General features: G+C 55.1%; 15 protein-coding genes. 7 read left to right on the forward strand and 8 right to left on the reverse strand.

Annotated elements, in window-relative coordinates; translation table 11 throughout:
- Positions 1–605: 605 nt before the first annotated feature.
- Positions 606–833 (forward strand): carbon storage regulator, encoded by a 228-nt coding sequence (locus PSR63_RS01535; RefSeq protein ID WP_274330136.1) that lies wholly within the window; start codon positions 606–608, stop codon positions 831–833.
- Positions 834–902: 69 nt separating this feature from the next.
- On the opposite strand, the gene PSR63_RS01540 is transcribed toward PSR63_RS01535, so the two are convergent.
- Positions 903–2,036, reverse strand: a complete 1,134-nt coding sequence (locus tag PSR63_RS01540; RefSeq protein ID WP_338000681.1) for a DegT/DnrJ/EryC1/StrS family aminotransferase — start codon at positions 2,034–2,036, stop codon at positions 903–905.
- A 168-nt stretch (positions 2,037–2,204) separates the two neighbouring features.
- Here PSR63_RS01540 and PSR63_RS01545 point away from each other — a divergent pair, with 168 nt between their 5' ends.
- The gene (locus PSR63_RS01545; RefSeq protein ID WP_274330138.1) at positions 2,205–4,310 is read left to right on the forward strand and encodes an esterase/lipase family protein; all 2,106 of its coding nucleotides are present in this window, start codon (positions 2,205–2,207) and stop codon (positions 4,308–4,310) included.
- Between the two features lie 29 nt (positions 4,311–4,339).
- Here PSR63_RS01545 and PSR63_RS01550 read toward each other — a convergent pair whose 3' ends face one another.
- The 4 genes from PSR63_RS01550 to eno form a co-directional block, all read right to left on the reverse strand.
- Positions 4,340–4,708: a carbon storage regulator gene (locus tag PSR63_RS01550; RefSeq protein ID WP_274330140.1), complete on the reverse strand. Its 369-nt coding sequence runs from the start codon at positions 4,706–4,708 to the stop codon at positions 4,340–4,342.
- Between the two features lie 599 nt (positions 4,709–5,307).
- Entirely contained in the window at positions 5,308–5,892 is a 585-nt protein-coding gene (locus PSR63_RS01555; RefSeq protein WP_274330141.1) for a hypothetical protein, read from the reverse strand.
- Positions 5,893–5,899: 7 nt separating this feature from the next.
- Positions 5,900–6,250, reverse strand: a complete 351-nt coding sequence (locus PSR63_RS01560; protein WP_274330143.1) for a hypothetical protein — start codon at positions 6,248–6,250, stop codon at positions 5,900–5,902.
- Between the two features lie 142 nt (positions 6,251–6,392).
- The gene (gene eno / locus PSR63_RS01565) at positions 6,393–7,676 is read right to left on the reverse strand and encodes a phosphopyruvate hydratase (RefSeq protein WP_274330145.1); all 1,284 of its coding nucleotides are present in this window, start codon (positions 7,674–7,676) and stop codon (positions 6,393–6,395) included.
- A 261-nt stretch (positions 7,677–7,937) separates the two neighbouring features.
- Between eno and PSR63_RS01570 the strand changes: the two genes are divergently transcribed.
- The 3 genes from PSR63_RS01570 (at position 7,938) to PSR63_RS01580 (ending at position 10,230) form a co-directional block, all read left to right on the forward strand.
- Positions 7,938–8,528 carry a riboflavin synthase gene (locus PSR63_RS01570; protein WP_274330147.1) on the forward strand — a complete coding sequence of 197 codons (591 nt, stop codon included), beginning with the start codon at positions 7,938–7,940 and terminating at the stop codon, positions 8,526–8,528.
- A gap of 60 nt (positions 8,529–8,588) precedes the next feature.
- Entirely contained in the window at positions 8,589–9,503 is a 915-nt protein-coding gene (gene rsmA / locus PSR63_RS01575) for a 16S rRNA (adenine(1518)-N(6)/adenine(1519)-N(6))-dimethyltransferase RsmA (protein WP_274330149.1), read from the forward strand.
- A gap of 196 nt (positions 9,504–9,699) precedes the next feature.
- Positions 9,700–10,230, forward strand: a complete 531-nt coding sequence (locus PSR63_RS01580) for a hypothetical protein (RefSeq protein ID WP_274330150.1) — start codon at positions 9,700–9,702, stop codon at positions 10,228–10,230.
- Between the two features lie 11 nt (positions 10,231–10,241).
- Here PSR63_RS01580 and PSR63_RS01585 read toward each other — a convergent pair whose 3' ends face one another.
- Positions 10,242–11,738: a sulfatase family protein gene (locus PSR63_RS01585; RefSeq protein WP_274330151.1), complete on the reverse strand. Its 1,497-nt coding sequence runs from the start codon at positions 11,736–11,738 to the stop codon at positions 10,242–10,244.
- Between the two features lie 145 nt (positions 11,739–11,883).
- On the opposite strand from PSR63_RS01585, the gene PSR63_RS01590 reads away from it, so the two are divergent.
- Positions 11,884–12,639 carry a helix-turn-helix transcriptional regulator gene (locus tag PSR63_RS01590; protein ID WP_274330153.1) on the forward strand — a complete coding sequence of 252 codons (756 nt, stop codon included), beginning with the start codon at positions 11,884–11,886 and terminating at the stop codon, positions 12,637–12,639.
- Here PSR63_RS01590 and PSR63_RS01595 read toward each other — a convergent pair.
- Together PSR63_RS01595 and PSR63_RS01600 are read right to left on the reverse strand one after the other, a co-directional pair.
- A complete protein-coding gene (locus PSR63_RS01595) occupies positions 12,629–13,495 on the reverse strand; it encodes an endonuclease/exonuclease/phosphatase family protein (protein WP_274330155.1) in 867 nt (288 codons plus the stop codon). The two genes, PSR63_RS01590 and PSR63_RS01595, sit on opposite strands and share 11 nt — an antisense overlap.
- Before the next feature lie 226 nt (positions 13,496–13,721).
- Positions 13,722–15,302, reverse strand: a complete 1,581-nt coding sequence (locus PSR63_RS01600; RefSeq protein WP_274330157.1) for an alkaline phosphatase D family protein — start codon at positions 15,300–15,302, stop codon at positions 13,722–13,724.
- A gap of 325 nt (positions 15,303–15,627) precedes the next feature.
- Between PSR63_RS01600 and PSR63_RS01605 the strand changes: the two genes are divergently transcribed.
- Complete coding sequence (locus tag PSR63_RS01605) at positions 15,628–15,855, forward strand: hypothetical protein (protein ID WP_274330159.1); 228 nt, start codon at positions 15,628–15,630, stop codon at positions 15,853–15,855.
- The last annotated feature ends 127 nt before the right edge of the window (positions 15,856–15,982 follow it).

A 15,982-nucleotide genomic window follows, 5' to 3' on the forward strand; every position in this document is an offset into this window, starting at 1 on the left:
CCGTTCTTCAAACGCTCAGCCCAAATGTCCGTTATCTCCGGGTTTCTTCGTTGGTTTTTTACTAACCGACCTGATTGTTAAGCGTCCAACCCTGGCAAGGCCGGCGAACCGCCTACATGTTGCTTGGTATTCGCTAAGGTTTGTCGATCTTAGCTCAAAAGACCCGATACCCCTATATATAACTAATATTCGTGCCCCTGTGGTTAGGATTTGACCATTTTCGCCCATTCTTACGCGTAGACTTTGCTTGATCTGGCCAAGAGAGGTGTGTGACGAACCGAAGCGGTCGGCCTGAAAGAGTGCGAAATCGACCGCTTTTGATCTCAGTTTGACCGAGGCTTCTCAAATTAAGACAGCGTGTCGACCACAAGGCCCAAATACTTGAGCCAAATTGAACAAATTTTTCCAAGCGGAAAGTGTTGAAGCAGAATAACTTACGAGAAACTCAAGGTCATCCCAGACAGTTTTGTTGGTTTCTGGCCCTTGAGTTGCACTTGGGGGACAGCGAGGCGAGGGTGTTCGGCACGCAGGGTGTCGAGACCTCACCAAGGGCAAAGTACCCGGTCAAGACGATCCAATTTAATTAGCCACGGAGGAGTGAGGTCATGTTAGTTCTGAGTCGAAAAGTTGGCGATTCCATCAAGATTGGCGACAACATCGAAATCGTCGTGAATCGCATCTCTGGCAATCGAGTCACCATTGGTGTCGATGCTCCGAAGGATGTCCGTATCCTGCGTGGCGAAGTCGAGTTGGAACTCGACGATGATGCCGTTCTGGCCCTGACCGGCCTGATGAACGCGAACGCAGCAAGCTATAGCCACTCGGCAAGCTAGTGCACGTGCCCCAACGCCGTTGGTTCAAGCAGCCACTTTCGTAAATCACGGCGTTGGGAGTCAGATGCTCTAACTGTTGGCATCAAACCCACCTGCAACCATGGCATCCAGCTCTCGTGAGATCCATTGGGCAATCCACTCTATTGCCTCAATCTCGTGCAAAAGGATGGGATGGTGAAGGATGACCGTTTGGGACGCCGCGTTTCTTGCGGAACTGAGTGTTCCCACCTTTCGAGCTTGGCTATCGGGACGTTTCGTAAATCCACGAAACCCACTATCCAACGGTAAATCGATCGCTTCCGATCTTCCCACCAGCGACTTGGCTACTTGCTGATTCTTGGCAAGCCATGCGTGCTTATAGAATGCTGGTGTACTGTCTGCCCGCAATTCGATAGGGCTCAGATATTCTTCCCAGGATACAAGCAGCTTTCTGAGATGCTGCACGCGAGAATGTCTCGTGTGATTGGTTTCATCGAGACGCTCCAGCTGAGGTATTAACACGGCAGCTTGTAGCTCGCTTAGCGGAAACGCGTGATTTCCCCGTTCGCAGAAAATCTTGGCCCGCTGCATCACATCGGTCCGTTCGCTCATGATCGCACCGCCTCGCCCGGCGGTCAGTAGCTTGCTTCCCCCGAAGCTGAGTACACCGACATCACCAAACGTTCCCAGTCGCTTACCGTGCAGCTTGGCACCCGGGGCCTGACAGGCATCTTCCACCACGGCAATGCCGCGGCGATCGGCCATTTCGCGGATCGCTGGCATATCGGCGATGCCGCCATGCAGGTGGGAAACGATCACGGCGGATGTCTTCTCGGTAATGGCCGCTTCGACCGTTTCCGCATCCAGGCACCAGGTGCGTGGATTGATATCGACCAGCACCGGGAACAGCCCACTATCTTGAATCGCCCGGAAGTTCCCAGGGAAGTCGTACGCCGCGAGGATCACCTCCGACCCATCAGGCAAGTTCAGGCCACGCAGGGCAATCTGCACAGCGATCGTTCCTGACGCACACGACAGCGATGCTGGCACGTCGTGAAACGCGGCCAGCTTCGCTTCGAGCTGCTCGACGTTCGGTCCGTGATAGCGGCCCCAGCTACCGTCTTCATGCGCGCGGAGTAAGGCCTCGCGAATAGCCTCGTCATCAGGGCGGGGCCACTCGTTCCAACGGGTATCAAACGGGGGAAGATCGTCGCGATCGCTGATCGTAAAACTCCTCGGCTGGGATCAAGGATTTCTTGCTGATCTCACATTGACGTACTTTTCTGGATCTTTGTATTGTCTTCCGGCCTCTTGCTATGTCCAGCGTAGGACTTGGCTATTAGGCAATTGTGTCCCTGGAGTTCCCAAATACTCGATTCGAGATCGCGTACCATGATCCATCCAAAACACTGGTTCATGCCCGCCAGCATCTGGCGCGGTTCGCGTGGGGAATCCAAATGGATCGTCGTCCTTATTCTGGGAGTCGCGATGACTTCCGGCTGTGCCACACAAAAGTGGGCCAGCGTTCGCAAGTCACCCAGCAATCCGCTGGAAGGTCCCTTGCAGTTGATGTCGCATAGTGGCCCCAAGGTCACCGATCGAACCCGACAATCGCTGCGGGTGCTCGGCATGGAGAAGTATGCCGACGGAAGCTACGAAAAGGGGCTCGCGGAACTGGCCGAGATCATCGAAACCGAACCAACTGCGGAAAACCTGTACACGTTTGCCGAACTCTCGTACATCGCCGCCACCCGGGCCGATGCGATGGGCAAGAACGCAACGGCACTTGAACTGTACGCCGGCAGCGTGTCGCACGCGTATTACTTTCTGTTCGAATGCAAAGAAGGGGTTGCGGCCGACGGCTACGACCCACGTTTCCGCCAGGCCTGCGACATCTACAATAAATCGCTCGAAGGGTCGCTACGGCTGGTCAAGGCTCAAGGCCGCCTGAAGCAAGGCGAAACCTATCGAATCAAGACGCCCAATCACGTCTTCCATGTGTCGCTCGATACGGTTGGCCGCTGGAAAGACACCGAATTCCAAGACTTCAAGTTCACCTCCGACTACCAGGTCGAAGGGCTCAAGAACCAGCATCGACAGTACGGTCTTGGCGTTCCACTGATTGCCGAGTGCAAAGACCATCCGCCGGAAGCCCCCGGCGCCGATTACTTTCCGCCCAACCTGACGTTCGCACTCACGGCATTTTTGCAGGTCGAACACACACCGCAGGTTGACCCCGAAACGAACAAGAAAATCCATTACTGTAAGATCCTGCTGTACGATCCACTGGAACAGCCGGAGATCGCGATCCATAGCCGAACGATTCCGCTAGAAGCCGATATCAGCACGCCGCTGGCTTACCTGCTGGATTCGGGTAAGGTATCGCAAACCTACCTGGCAACTCTCGGCATGCTGACCCCAGGCGAACAGCAGGAACAACGCGGTATTTACATGCTTGAACCGTACGATCCCAAGAAGATCCCGGTGATGATGGTGCATGGTCTGTGGTCCAGCCCGATGACCTGGCTGGAAATGTTCAACGACCTGCGTGCCCAGCCAGAGATCCGCGAGAACTACCAGTTCTGGTTCTATCTTTACCCGACCGGGCAACCATTCTGGATCTCAGCTGCGCAGTTCCGATCCGACTTGAACGCCATGCGCGCAGACCTTGACCCGCAGCATTCAGCGATAGCACTCGATCAAATGGTGCTGGTGGGGCACAGCATGGGCGGGCTTGTTTCACGCATGCAGACCATTGAAAGCCAGAACGACTTCTGGAACCTGATTTCTGATCAACCACCGAACCTACTTAAAGGCAGTCCGGAAGACACCGAAGCGCTCAAGAATGTTCTGTTCTTCGAGCCCAACACATCGGTTCGACGCGTGATCACGATGGGCACGCCACACCGCGGAAGTGACTTTGCCAATTCCACGACACGCTGGCTTGGCAAGAACTTGATTGCCCTGCCAAGTTTTGTAACCGGTAGTAGCAATCGACTCATTGCCGAGAACCCAGGGTTCTTCCGCAATCGAGACCTATTAGAGATCAGTACGAGCGTCGACTCGTTGGCCCCGGATTCGCCAGTTCTGCCAGAGATCCTCGACGCCCCGAAAGCACCGTGGGTCAAATACCATACGGTGATTGGTGTGGTCGATCAGGATACCTGGTTCGGTTACTTCTCAGGGCGCAGCGATGGTGTCGTGAAGTACGAGAGCGCCCACCTGGACGAGGCGGTATCCGAGAAGGTCGTGACAGCAGATCACAATACGGTGCATCGTAATCCGCAAAGCGTGATTGAAGTTCGACGTATCTTGCGAGAGCACGTCCAACAGTTGCGGCAGGAATACTACAGCTCGCTTCAACAGCCGGCGATTGAACCTATTCTGCAAGATCCAGTGATGCCGGCAAGTCATCTGGCCCCAGTCGAGCGGCTTGCTCCTCAGCAAACCAATCCGCTTCGGCCCAGCATCTATACGACTCCCCCATCGCCCAATTGAGCGCAACTAGGGGAGTCGCTTTCGTTCGATTAGCTTACCGAATTGGCAGCCCTAGCAGCTAGGAAGTCTCGCATGCTCTTGGCTCGGGGAGAATCATTTCGCTGGCTATCAGTCGACTCTTGCTTCACGCGAAACGAGACGACGCGGTAATCTTCCTTGGCCTGGTTACTTGCAGTTGCCGACTCGATCTGATCGATACGCGACACGGCTGTCTGAGGCTCCGATTCCTCAGCCGGAGCAGCTTCTTCTTCCGGTTCGAGTTCAGCACGGACGATCTTCACATCGTTAGGTGCTTCGATCCCGATGCGAACGGTGTTTCCCTTCACCTTCAAGATGGTGATGGTGACGCCTTCGCCGATTTGAATTTGCTGCTGCTGCTTGCGAGTCAGAACTAACATGGTTTTACACTCCGTTGCAAAAAGAAAAAATCCCAGGGTGGTTGTTTTGGTGTCTCTGAGCAATTGCACAGACCGTGCCAAACAATGTCCGAATGACGCGATTTTGTCTTAAATGGTTCATTCCATTGGTTTTAGTGTAAATACGTTCATTTACTGGACTGCCAGGTAGTGTACAAATTTCCAATGGTTTGGCAACTGGATTTGTCGAAATGACAATTTGGCAGAGGAAGAATTGCCAAAGTCACCCGATTCAGAATAGTGACCGTCGATGGAAACCACCGACAACACAGCTTTTGGGGGATGAGTGACTTGAGGGAAGAGAAGCGCCCCGCGAATAACAGAAGAGTTGCCGCGATCTGGCCTCTCTGATCGAGGGTTTGACCTGCTCGGCAAGGCAAAAAAAATGCCCAGCCACATGACCAAGGGCAGCGTGCCGCTTTTTCAGCGACTCAGGTCATATGGCCGGGCTGGGGCTTGGTATTGAGCGATTCTTGATTCTTGCGCCGCCAAGCGACGTCATCAGCCCCGAATTGCAACCCGGATTCTACCTTCTCTTTACCTACGTTAATTACCGTATTTGCCGTTCTGGGGAAAAATCTTCAAAATCCCGAGACGATTACAGCAGAGATGGGTGGGGTGATCTCACCGGCTTGTTCTCCGCGTGGGTCGAAGAACTGGTAGCCGATCACACGCCATTCGCCATCAGGATCTTGCTGGAAAGTGAGAACCATGAACGTGGCGAAGTCACCGTTCCATCCCTCGTTGTTCTTGAGATGCCCCGTCATTTTCACGTTCAGCTTGGCCACGCCGATGATCGGTGTACTGCCGGGGTTGATGGTGACCTCGAGGTTACGCTTCAGCTTGACACTCTCGATCTGCACGTAGGCCATCTGTCGTTCGGCCTCGGCTTTGAGTTGGGGCGAGTCTTGCGAGATGTGCTCTTTGACCCCTTCGGCATCATTGGCTTCGAGCGCTTCTGCAATTCGATAGATGACCGCTTCAATGCGTTCGCCATCGGTCACGATCGAATACTCTAAGGCCAACAACAACGCACAGACGGCGATCCACCCTATCAGCAGGTACAGGAAGAGCTGCTTGCCGGTTTGCAGCATCGTGCCGGCAAGAACGGCCCCGCCGATGACGGCCATGATGATGATCGGCAATGATTGTTCGAAGATCCACATACGCAAATCACCGTGAGGTTGAAGTCTCGGGTGCCTCTTTTCCCCAAAAGCGGAACCGCACGTACCACAGTCGGATCCAACCGACCGCGACGAGGACAGCCAACACGGCGACCAGGTAGTTCCATCCGATCAGCGTGTTGCCGGGGCTTGATACGGTCACCGGCTCTTCCGTGGCAATCTCATCCGGCTGATTGGCAAGCTGACGTGCCTGGTGCTGCCGTTCGATGTTGGCTTGCCGGACATCAAGCTTCCACTGAAAGGCAATCAGTAGGATCAAGGCAAATGTGGCGAACAGATACAGCCAAAACCAAGGGGAATCGGTTATCGGCTCTTGCTGTGGGGTCGAGTGTTCGCTCATGCAACTAGTCTAACCCACGCCTACAATTTGGGCGAAAGAAAAAGCAGGGGGCCACAATGGGCCCCCTACAATGGTTTTCGTCATTGATGCAAGCTTCCGGGCACTAGGAGTGGTTCCCGGTACCCGAAAATCATTGCTGGCTTTAGCCGCGACGCTTCAGCAGAGCTGGACCGCCGTACAGGGCCAGGTCGCCCAGTTCGGCTTCGATTCGCAGCAACTGGTTGTACTTGGCCATACGATCGCTACGCGAAGCGGAGCCCGTCTTGATCTGACCGGTACCCAGAGCAACGGCCAGATCGGAGATGAACGAGTCTTCCGTTTCACCGCTGCGGTGGCTGGCGATGCTGGTGTAATCGTTGGCGTGGGCCAGTTGGATCGCGTTGATCGTTTCGGTCAGCGAACCAATCTGGTTGACCTTGATCAGGATGCTGTTGGCGATGTCTTCGTCGATACCGCGTTGCAGACGTTCGGTGTTGGTAACGAACAAGTCGTCGCCGACCAGTTGGACCTTGTCGCCGATCTTGTCGGTCAGCATCTTCCAACCTTCCCAGTCGTCTTCGTCACAGCCGTCTTCGATCGAAACGATCGGGTACTTGTCGGCCCAAGCAGCCAGGAAGTCGACCATGCCGGCGGAATCAATTTCCTTGCCGTCGATCGTGTAGGTCTTCTTGTCCTTGTTGTACAGTTCGCTGGAAGCAACGTCCAAAGCGATGTAGACCTGTTCGCCGGCCTTGTAACCAGCAGCGTCGATCGATTCCATGATCAGGTCGAGTGCTTCGATGTTGCTACCCAGGTTCGGAGCAAAACCACCTTCGTCACCGACGGCCGTGTTGAGGCCCTTACCCTTGAGCACCTTCTTCAGGCTGTGGAACACTTCCACGCCACAGCGAAGGGCGTCGCCAAACTTGTCGAAGCCCAATGGGAAGACCATGAACTCTTGAACGTCGACGTTGTTGTCGGCGTGCGAACCACCATTGACGATGTTCATCATTGGAGCTGGCAGCGTGCGAGCACCGACACCACCCAGGTAACGGTACAGCGGCAGACCCGAAGCAGCCGCGGCGGCCTTGGCAACAGCCAGCGAAACACCGAGGATCGCGTTGGCACCCAGCTTGGCCTTGTTTGGGGTACCGTCCAGTTCGATCATCAATTCGTCGATGTGCGTCTGGCTGGTAGCATCTTCGCCGATCAAAGCGTCGGCGATCACGTCGTTGACGTTCTCGACTGCTTTGGTCACGCCTTTGCCCAGGTAAACGCTCTTGTCACCGTCGCGAAGCTCCAAAGCTTCGTGCACGCCGGTCGAGGCACCGCTAGGAACGGCAGCGCGGCCAACCACGCCACTGTCCAAAATCACTTCGACTTCCACCGTGGGGTTACCGCGGCTGTCCAGGATCTGAAGTCCGCGAACGTCGACAATCATGCTCATGGTTTTGGCTCGTCTTCTGCAAAGTTGAAAATTAGTGAGTGCGTATTTCCGAATTCCGCGACTAACCGCCGGAATGCGGCAAAGCTCGAAACACCTTAGGGATTCAAGCGGTTTTTCAAAATTCGCCGCTATTTTGACCCATCATAGTGCTGTTTGCCAAGGATGGGACGGGTCGTTGTGGGGAAATTTCCCTACCGTTAAATTCGTGAGTAGTTATTAACACGCATGAGAAACCCCAAATGGGACTGCCCAAGGATCACCATGTTTACTGGCCTGGTTGAAACGCAAGGAAAAGTCGTCGCCCTTAAACCCGAGGGACCGGGGGTACGTGTGTCATTAGAGAGCGAGTTGATTGCAGGCAGCGCCGCACTTGGGGACAGTATTGCCGTTAACGGATGCTGTTTGACCGTCGTCAGCATCGCAGAAAATGTTGTCGATTTTGAAGCCGGCGAAGAGACGTTAAAGAGAACCAATCTTGGCCAGCTTGAAAATGGAAGCGTCGTGAACCTGGAACGCTCCCTTCAACTGGGTGATCGACTCGGCGGCCATTTGGTCACCGGGCACATCGATACCACGGCCACGCTCGTCGAGCGCAACGACGATGGAGAGTGGTGTACGATGTGGTTTGAAGTCCCCAAAGAGTACGCCCGACAAATGGCCAGCAAGGGAAGCGTGGCGATCGACGGCATCAGCTTAACCCTGGTCGATGTGACCGACACACGATTCAGCGTGGCCCTGATTCCGCATACGCTCGATGCCACGACGCTGGGCGGACGAAAGCAGGGCGACACTGTCAACATCGAGACCGACCTGCTGGCCAAGTACGTGCAGCGACAACTCGAAACGAAGTAAGTCGATTCACACCCCAAAATCACCCGTTCCATCCAAATCCTAGAGAAACCGATTTCGCTAATGCCTGAATTTCGCAATCAAACGATCTCGTACCTCACGAGCAAATTCCGCGAAATCGGAATCCGCCCCGTCTCAAAGCACGGGCAGAACTTCTTGATCGACATGAACCTGCTGGACCTACTGGTCCGCTCGGCAGACATCCAGAAGGATGACGTCATTCTCGAAATCGGTACCGGCACCGGTACGCTTTCCACGCGCATGGCCGACCAGGCCGGCTACCTGGTGACGGTGGAAATCGACCCGCACATGGCCACATTCGCCACGGAGGAACTCGACGAGTTCGAAAACGTCACGCTGCTGAACTACGATGCGCTGCGCAACAAAAACAACTTCCGCCCCGAGATGATCGAAACCATCAAAGAGAAGATGGCCGAAATCGGTACCGATCATTTCAAGTTGGCCGCCAACTTGCCGTACAACGTGGCGACACCGATCATCTCGAACCTGCTACGAACCGACATCACGCCCAAGAGCATGACGGTCACGATCCAGAAGGAACTCGCCGAACGGATCATCGCCTCGCCAGGCACCAAGGACTACAGCGCCTTGTCGGTCTGGATTCAGGCCCAATGCCGCTGCGAACTGGTCCGCATTCTGCCTCCGAGTGTCTTCTGGCCGGCACCCAAGGTGAACTCCGCCATTCTCCATATTGAAGTGGAACCAGAACGGCGGGCAGCGATTCCTGATCTTGAGTTCTTCCACGAGTTTAACCGCTCGCTCTTTTTCCATCGCCGCAAGTTCCTGAGAAGCGTGCTGCATAGTTCGTTCAAGGGAAAGCTCGAGAAAGCAGAAGTCGACCAAGTGATGGAGCAGGGGGGCTTAAACCCCAGTGCCCGAGCCGAGAATTTCACCGTCGACGAAATCCTCGCAATGTGCGAACTGTTTCGTCAGAAGCTGGCCGAGAAAGAGGCGTAGCTCAGCCGATCGGCGACAACGCTTCGCGACGGAAACGATTGCCAAGCGATCTCATAGCACATCGTCGTCGATCCGGTAACGCCACGAAATTACACGTGGCATCGATTCTTCATCATGCTACGATGCGAAAGCCTGGAAGCTCGTCAAAGTGCTAGAGCTATCCGTCGAACTTGTCGCAGCTTAGCTAGAGTTAGTCGTGTCCGGAAAGAAACGCCGTCGTCGACGATACCGCAACGATGGGGACTCGCCCGAGCAGAATGACCAAGAGTCAAAACCTACGGCAGCCTGGTATTGGTATGCGGTCGTCATCGCAGGAGCCTTATTGCTCTTTGCCATCTTTATTGCGACACAATTCAACCCGATGGATCAAGCTGTCATGGCCGCTGCCTCGGTTGCCTGTGCCGGCATCGCCTTTTTTATCATCGGGTCGTTCACGGCCGTGGGAAATTTTGACTTCAAAGACCATCCGCTTCCTGGAAAGTTCTTGAATTCCCTGGCGGCCATGGCCACGCCATACAGACGTTGGGGTGAAGCTTTCTATTCTAGCGATGCGTTCTATCACGTATTCGAGAAGTTGCTCTTCGTCATCGTGATTCCGCTTGGCATCTTGCTTTCTTTCGTCCGACCGCGACAAACATGGCCGGCGATTCTCTGGGTAGGAGGAGGCATCTTAGCGATGCTGGTTGCCTACACAGCAATCGTCATGGTCTCTGAGAGGTACTACTAACGCGGCGCCGGCTACTTTGGACCAGGGCGATTTCGGGGAGGTCCGCCGAAATACGGGTACTTAGTGAATCGTCGATCTCGCGTATTCTTTGCCCGCGGGTCATCAGTCGCTTCCATCCACTTCTGGACGCGCTGACGCAGCTTGCTGACGACTCCTGCGTTGGCAGGCTCGGCGGCGATATTGCGGACCTGGTCGGGATCAGTACGAAGATCGTACAACTCTTCGGCAGGACGCTTGCCCATCGCCAACTCGAAGAAGGGGCGATACTCGGGTGTCTCTTGATGCTCCAGCAGAAACGCTTTGTAAGGCGTATTGTCGATATCGCCATAAGGTCCAACGGCAAAGTGCATCTTCGGATCGCCGGCAGGCCAAAGCTCCGGTTCAATATTCCAGACGTAGAGGTAGTCCTTCGTACGAATCGCGCGGCACGGATAGCTTTCGTCCTCGGCTCGCACGTTCGCGTGCCGTTCACGCTCGAGGAAGATCGCGTCGCGCCAGTCGTTGACCTCGTTTCCTTTCAGTAAAGGAACAAGCGACTTGCCCGTCATATCGGAAGGAACGGAAACACCGGCGACTTCCAGGAAGGTCGGTGCGAAGTCTTCAAAGGAAATGAATTGGTCGAGTACCAGGCCTGGTTTGATGACCTTGGGCCAGCGAATGGCCATCGGTGTGCGCGTGCCGGCGTCATAAACATTCGCCAAGCCACGTGGCGTCTGCCAACCATTGTCCCCCATCATGACGACCAGCGTGTTCTCGCCGAGCCCTCGTTCATCCAATTCTTTAAGCAACTGGCTCGCATCGTGATCTAAACTTTGGACTTCGGCGTAGTAGTCCAAGATGGTTTCTCGAACCTCAGGGACATCCGGCAAATACTCAGGGACTTTGACCTTCGACGCATCGAGCCCCGCGCGGAACTCCTGCTTCGCACCCCACGGCTGGTGTGGATCACGCGAGCCGAACCAAAAGCAGAATGGCTTGCCGTCTGGAACCGAATCCAGGAAGCTTCCAAACGTCTTGAACTTCATGCCAGCCGGGTTGTCCAAGGCAGCGTTGGTTGAACTGGCTTGATAAACACCAGGTGCCCACCCTTTGCCTTCGAAGCCGACAACGTACCCGGCCGAAGCCAATAGATCGGGATAGGTTTCCAGTCCACTCGCCCAGTTGCCCCATAGGTTAGCCGCTTCTCCCAAGCGATGGGTCGCTTGTCCACTCAATAGCACCGCCCGGGCTGGCGAACACGACGGCACCTGGCAGAACACGTTATTCCCTAACGCCCCTTCGTGTGCCAGGCGATCGAACGTCGGTGTCGCGACGACCGGATCACCGCAAATCGAAGCATGCGGATAGGCCCAGTTATCGCCCAAGATCAGCAGGATATTGGGACGCGGTGCTTCCGCGTTGACGTTCGCCGCAGCCAGGGCACCGACAGCAACAACCATTACTGCACGAAGTAACGTGACGACCGATGGCCTTAGATCGCCGACTTGTCGATAGCACAGACTATTCATTTCAGGTTTCACCTCGGAGCACTTAGAATAAGCGATACCGCTGACGTTTACGCCGAACAATTCGAATTCAATGCTACCTTCTTCAGCAAAATACCGTTAGCATCCTGCGTCCCGCATTTAGCACATTCTGATCAAAAGACCTTCGATGCCTGAAATACGCGATGCCTTGCGATCTTTGGATATTGTGCTCGGCGAAGGGATATGCCAGATGTTCGAGCACATCCCCGATCTCCACTTCTTTATCAAAGATCGAGATCGCAAGTTAATCTACTGCAACGAGACGCATCGACGCGGGATTCTTCGGTTCAGCGAAGCGGATGAAGTCTACGGAAAAGACAACACCCAGTTCTTTCCCAACGTGTTAGCTGAGACATTCACCGAAGACGACAAGGCGGTCATCGAGAAGGGGGAATCGATCTACGAACGGATTGAACTGAACATCTCTGGCACGGGGGCGATTCGCTGGTTTTGCACAACCAAAGTGCCGGCCAGAGATCGCCGAGGGCAAATCCAAGGCCTGATCGGCATCAGCCGGCCGATCGATGACGCCGACCACGTACCAAGCGAACTGGCAGTTCTATTGCCAGCGATCCAGTTCATTCAGAACAACCGCCAAGCCCCCATTCGCATCAGTACCCTAGCGGAGGCTTGTGGTTTGACGGAATTGAATTTCCGACGCGAGTTCAAGAACGTGTTTCGAATCTCGCCACTCCAGTTCATTCTTCGCTGCCGGATTCAACTGGCATGTCTGCAACTGGAGAAAACGAAAGACTCCGTTGCCGACGTCGCAGCCAACTGCGGCTTCGAGGACCAGAACTACTTCGCTCGCCAATTTCGTCGCATTATGGGCGTCACGCCGTCGCAGTTCCGGTCGCGACTTTCACTCACGTCTAGCGAGTAAGCTTCGCGGTAATCGGCAAGTGATCCGATGGAGTGCTGCTATCGCGGTGGATGGTTAGAATCTTCGCCTCGACGACATTCCAGCCGTGTCCGGCACCAATCCAGTCGATGCGTGCACCACTGGTGTTTTTCACGTCGAAGCCTGAGAACGTCCCTTCGTTTGCTTGTTTCTCTGGGTGAGCCGTTCGATAGGTATCGACGACCGGCGAGTCGTTGGCAAACATCGCCACATACGGCTTCGATCCTTCATCGGCATTGAAGTCGCCCGTCAGAATGACATCGGCATCGGCAAACTGACCGATCTTTTCGCGAATCATCTCGGCCGACTCGAAGCGGGCCTCGGGACCGCGATGATCGAAGTGGGTGTTGATGAAGACGATGGGCTTGCTATTGGTCGACTTCTTATCCTTCAGCTTCACCCAACTGACCATCCGCGGTAGGCTGCTGTCCCAGCTCTTGCTGCCAGGGACCTCCGGCGTTTCGCTCAACCAGAAGTGACCGGCATCGAGTTTCTCGAAGCGATCGGTGCGAAAGAAGATCGCACACATCTCTCCCTTTTCCTTGCCATCTTCACGAGCAGCGGCGTGCGTCTGATAGCCAGGCAGGTGCTTGGCCAGGAAGTCACGTTGAAAGCCCAGACATTCCTGGGTGCCCAGCAAATCAGGGTTCACCTGTTGAATCGTCTCGGCCACAAACTCTTTTCGCTTGTCCCAGTGGTTCTCGCCATCTTTGGCGGTCCCATAGCGAATATTGAAGGACATCACGTCAACGGCGTCCCTCTTGGGCTCGGCACCGAACAGCGTCGAAACAGTCATGCCGGCCAACAAGGCCACGGTAAGCATCAGAAAAGTACGCATTGGTAAGCGCCGGTCTCGATCAATCACGGGGAAGGGAAGGGGGAAACGTTTGGGGTGGCCTAGAGAGATTTCTCTCTGGGTGGCCGAAGGTCACAAGCGGCTAATGCATCGAGCCTGCCCAAGATAGAACGTTTCCATCTTCAACAAGCTCCATTCATGAGCCGCTTGTCGGCGACGCCGACCCAGAGAGCAATCTCTCTGGGCCAACCTCGTACTTACTTAATTACTACAAAGGCTTGGCACCAGGCTCGCCTGATTCGACCACGTACGATGCACGCGTGATCAGTGGAGCCCCAGGCTTGTCGACGTACTCGACCACCTGATAGTCACTTCGCCACTGGTCTGGCGTCACCGTACAGCTGACGTATCCACGTTCGGCATTGAAGAACTTGACGAATGGGTTCTCACTGGTGAGCACCTTGGCCCGGTCTTCGGCCTTTTGTCCATTGCCACCCGAGGTAATCGACGTGCAGACGAATTCGGTACCCATGACCGGATCCTTTTCGTCCTCGAAGTTCACCTTCAGGTCGTTGACCCAATTGTTGTGGATGTCGCCGGTCAAAACTACTGGGTTTGGAACCTTGCGATCTCGCATGAAGCCCAACAGGCGGTCACGCGAGTGCGTGTAGCCCGGCCATTGGTCCATGCTGTAGGCCTTCTTTTCGCCTTCCAGGCGATCGGCCGGGGCCATCATGACTTGCTGCCCCAGGACATTCCAGTTGCTTTGCGATGCGATCAGGTCGCGCATCAGCCAATGCTCTTGTTTGTCGCCCAGCAGCGTGTTTTTGTGGTCTCGAGCGGCATCGTTCATCGGCTTCAGACCGTCGCCATTGGGCTGATCGGTACGGTACTGCCGCGTGTCGAGCATCTCGAAGTTCGCCAACCGGCCGTAGGGAATCCGGCGATACAGCTGCATGTGTGGGCCACGTGGCATGCTGCGGCTGCGTAACGGCATCATTTCGTAATAGGCCTGATAGGCGCTGGCACGACGCAGCAGGTAGTCTTCTGGATTGACGTCATGCTCTTCCGAGATATCCCCGGCACAGTTGTTGTCAAACTCGTGATCGTCCCACACCAGCAGCCATGGGCAGCGCGCGTGCGCGGCTTGCAGGTGCTCGTCGGTTCGGTACAAAGCGTATCGATTGCGGTAGTCGTTCAGCGATTGGATCTCTTCGCCAATATGCTGACGAATGGCCTTGCTGTTGCCGCGATACTCGTAGATGTAATCTCCCAAGTGCAGCACCAGGTCCAAGTCTTCCTGGGCCATGTGCTCGTACGCGGTGAACAGTCCGTGCTCGTAGTGTTGACACGAAGCAAACGCAAACCGCAGCTGGTCGGACATCACATCGTAGCCAGGCGTCGTGCGGGCACGCCCCACAGCGCTAACTGCGTCACCGCATTGAAAGCGATAGAAATACCAGCGATCGGCCGGCAGTCCTTGCACTTCCACATGAACGCTGTGCCCCAGTTGTGGCGTAGCATAGGTCTTGCCGCTGTGAGCGATCCTCTTAAACGATTCGTCTTCCGATAGTTCCCAGGTGACCTCGAAGCTTTCATTGGGCATGCCACCGCCACCCAGTGGTTCCGGCGCCAACCGTGTCCACAGCACGAAACCATCGGGTTGAGGATCGCCTGACGCGACACCGAGCGTGAAAGGATCTTTGGCAAACGAAGCGTTGGCCTTCGCAGCCCCTTGAACACACTGGCCCAACCACGGCAACAAGGCGAGCGAACCAGCCCCCAGCACGAATTCGCGACGGTCCGATAGAAACGTACGAGCAGCCGATTGAAACGATGGAAGCGACACAGGCGGGACTCCGAGGAAAGATTGTTGCCAAGGGTGGGCAGGCATGGCAGTAGGGTATCGCGATCTATCACCCTGGCAACCAGGATGACTTGTTCCGCGTTAGATCTCAACACGATCTTCACATGAATTGCGGTGTCCCCCTACACCTTGTCCCCCAGATAAACTAAGACAACCACGGAACCACATCCCCCATTGTGCCGGTTTTTCGATGGCAATTCTCCTAACGTGATACTCCCCCTGCGTTTGGTTTACGTTATCATGGACGATTGCCCTTCGAAGGGCCGAAAATGTCTTAAGCTCGTTCATAGTCGAAAGTTTGCAAGCCATGCAGTTCATCGAAATGACAGGCAAAGAGTTAATGGATGCCTTAACCGATGACGAATTGACCGCCGAAGATTTGAAAAAGTCCCATATTACCGAGACTTCCATCGTTCGCATCAATCGCCAAGGAGACATCGAAGTTCGTCGTCCTGACTGCTGGGATGTCGTCGGTGGCTTGCTCGGCGAGTATGAAGGCCGCATCACGAAGTGCAGCGGTCGTACCTGGGCTTGATGACAACACCCATGTGAGAACGGAATGCGGCTCGCTCATTTGATGCATGATTTTGAACCCTATCCTCGTCCAACTCCTCACTGCCCGGCGCGATGGTGCCGGCTGCCATCTCGAGCGTGACCAGCGA

The sequence above is a fragment of the Bremerella sp. P1 genome (assembly GCF_028748185.1).
In the GTDB taxonomy this organism is placed as follows: Bacteria; Planctomycetota; Planctomycetia; order Pirellulales; family Pirellulaceae; genus Bremerella.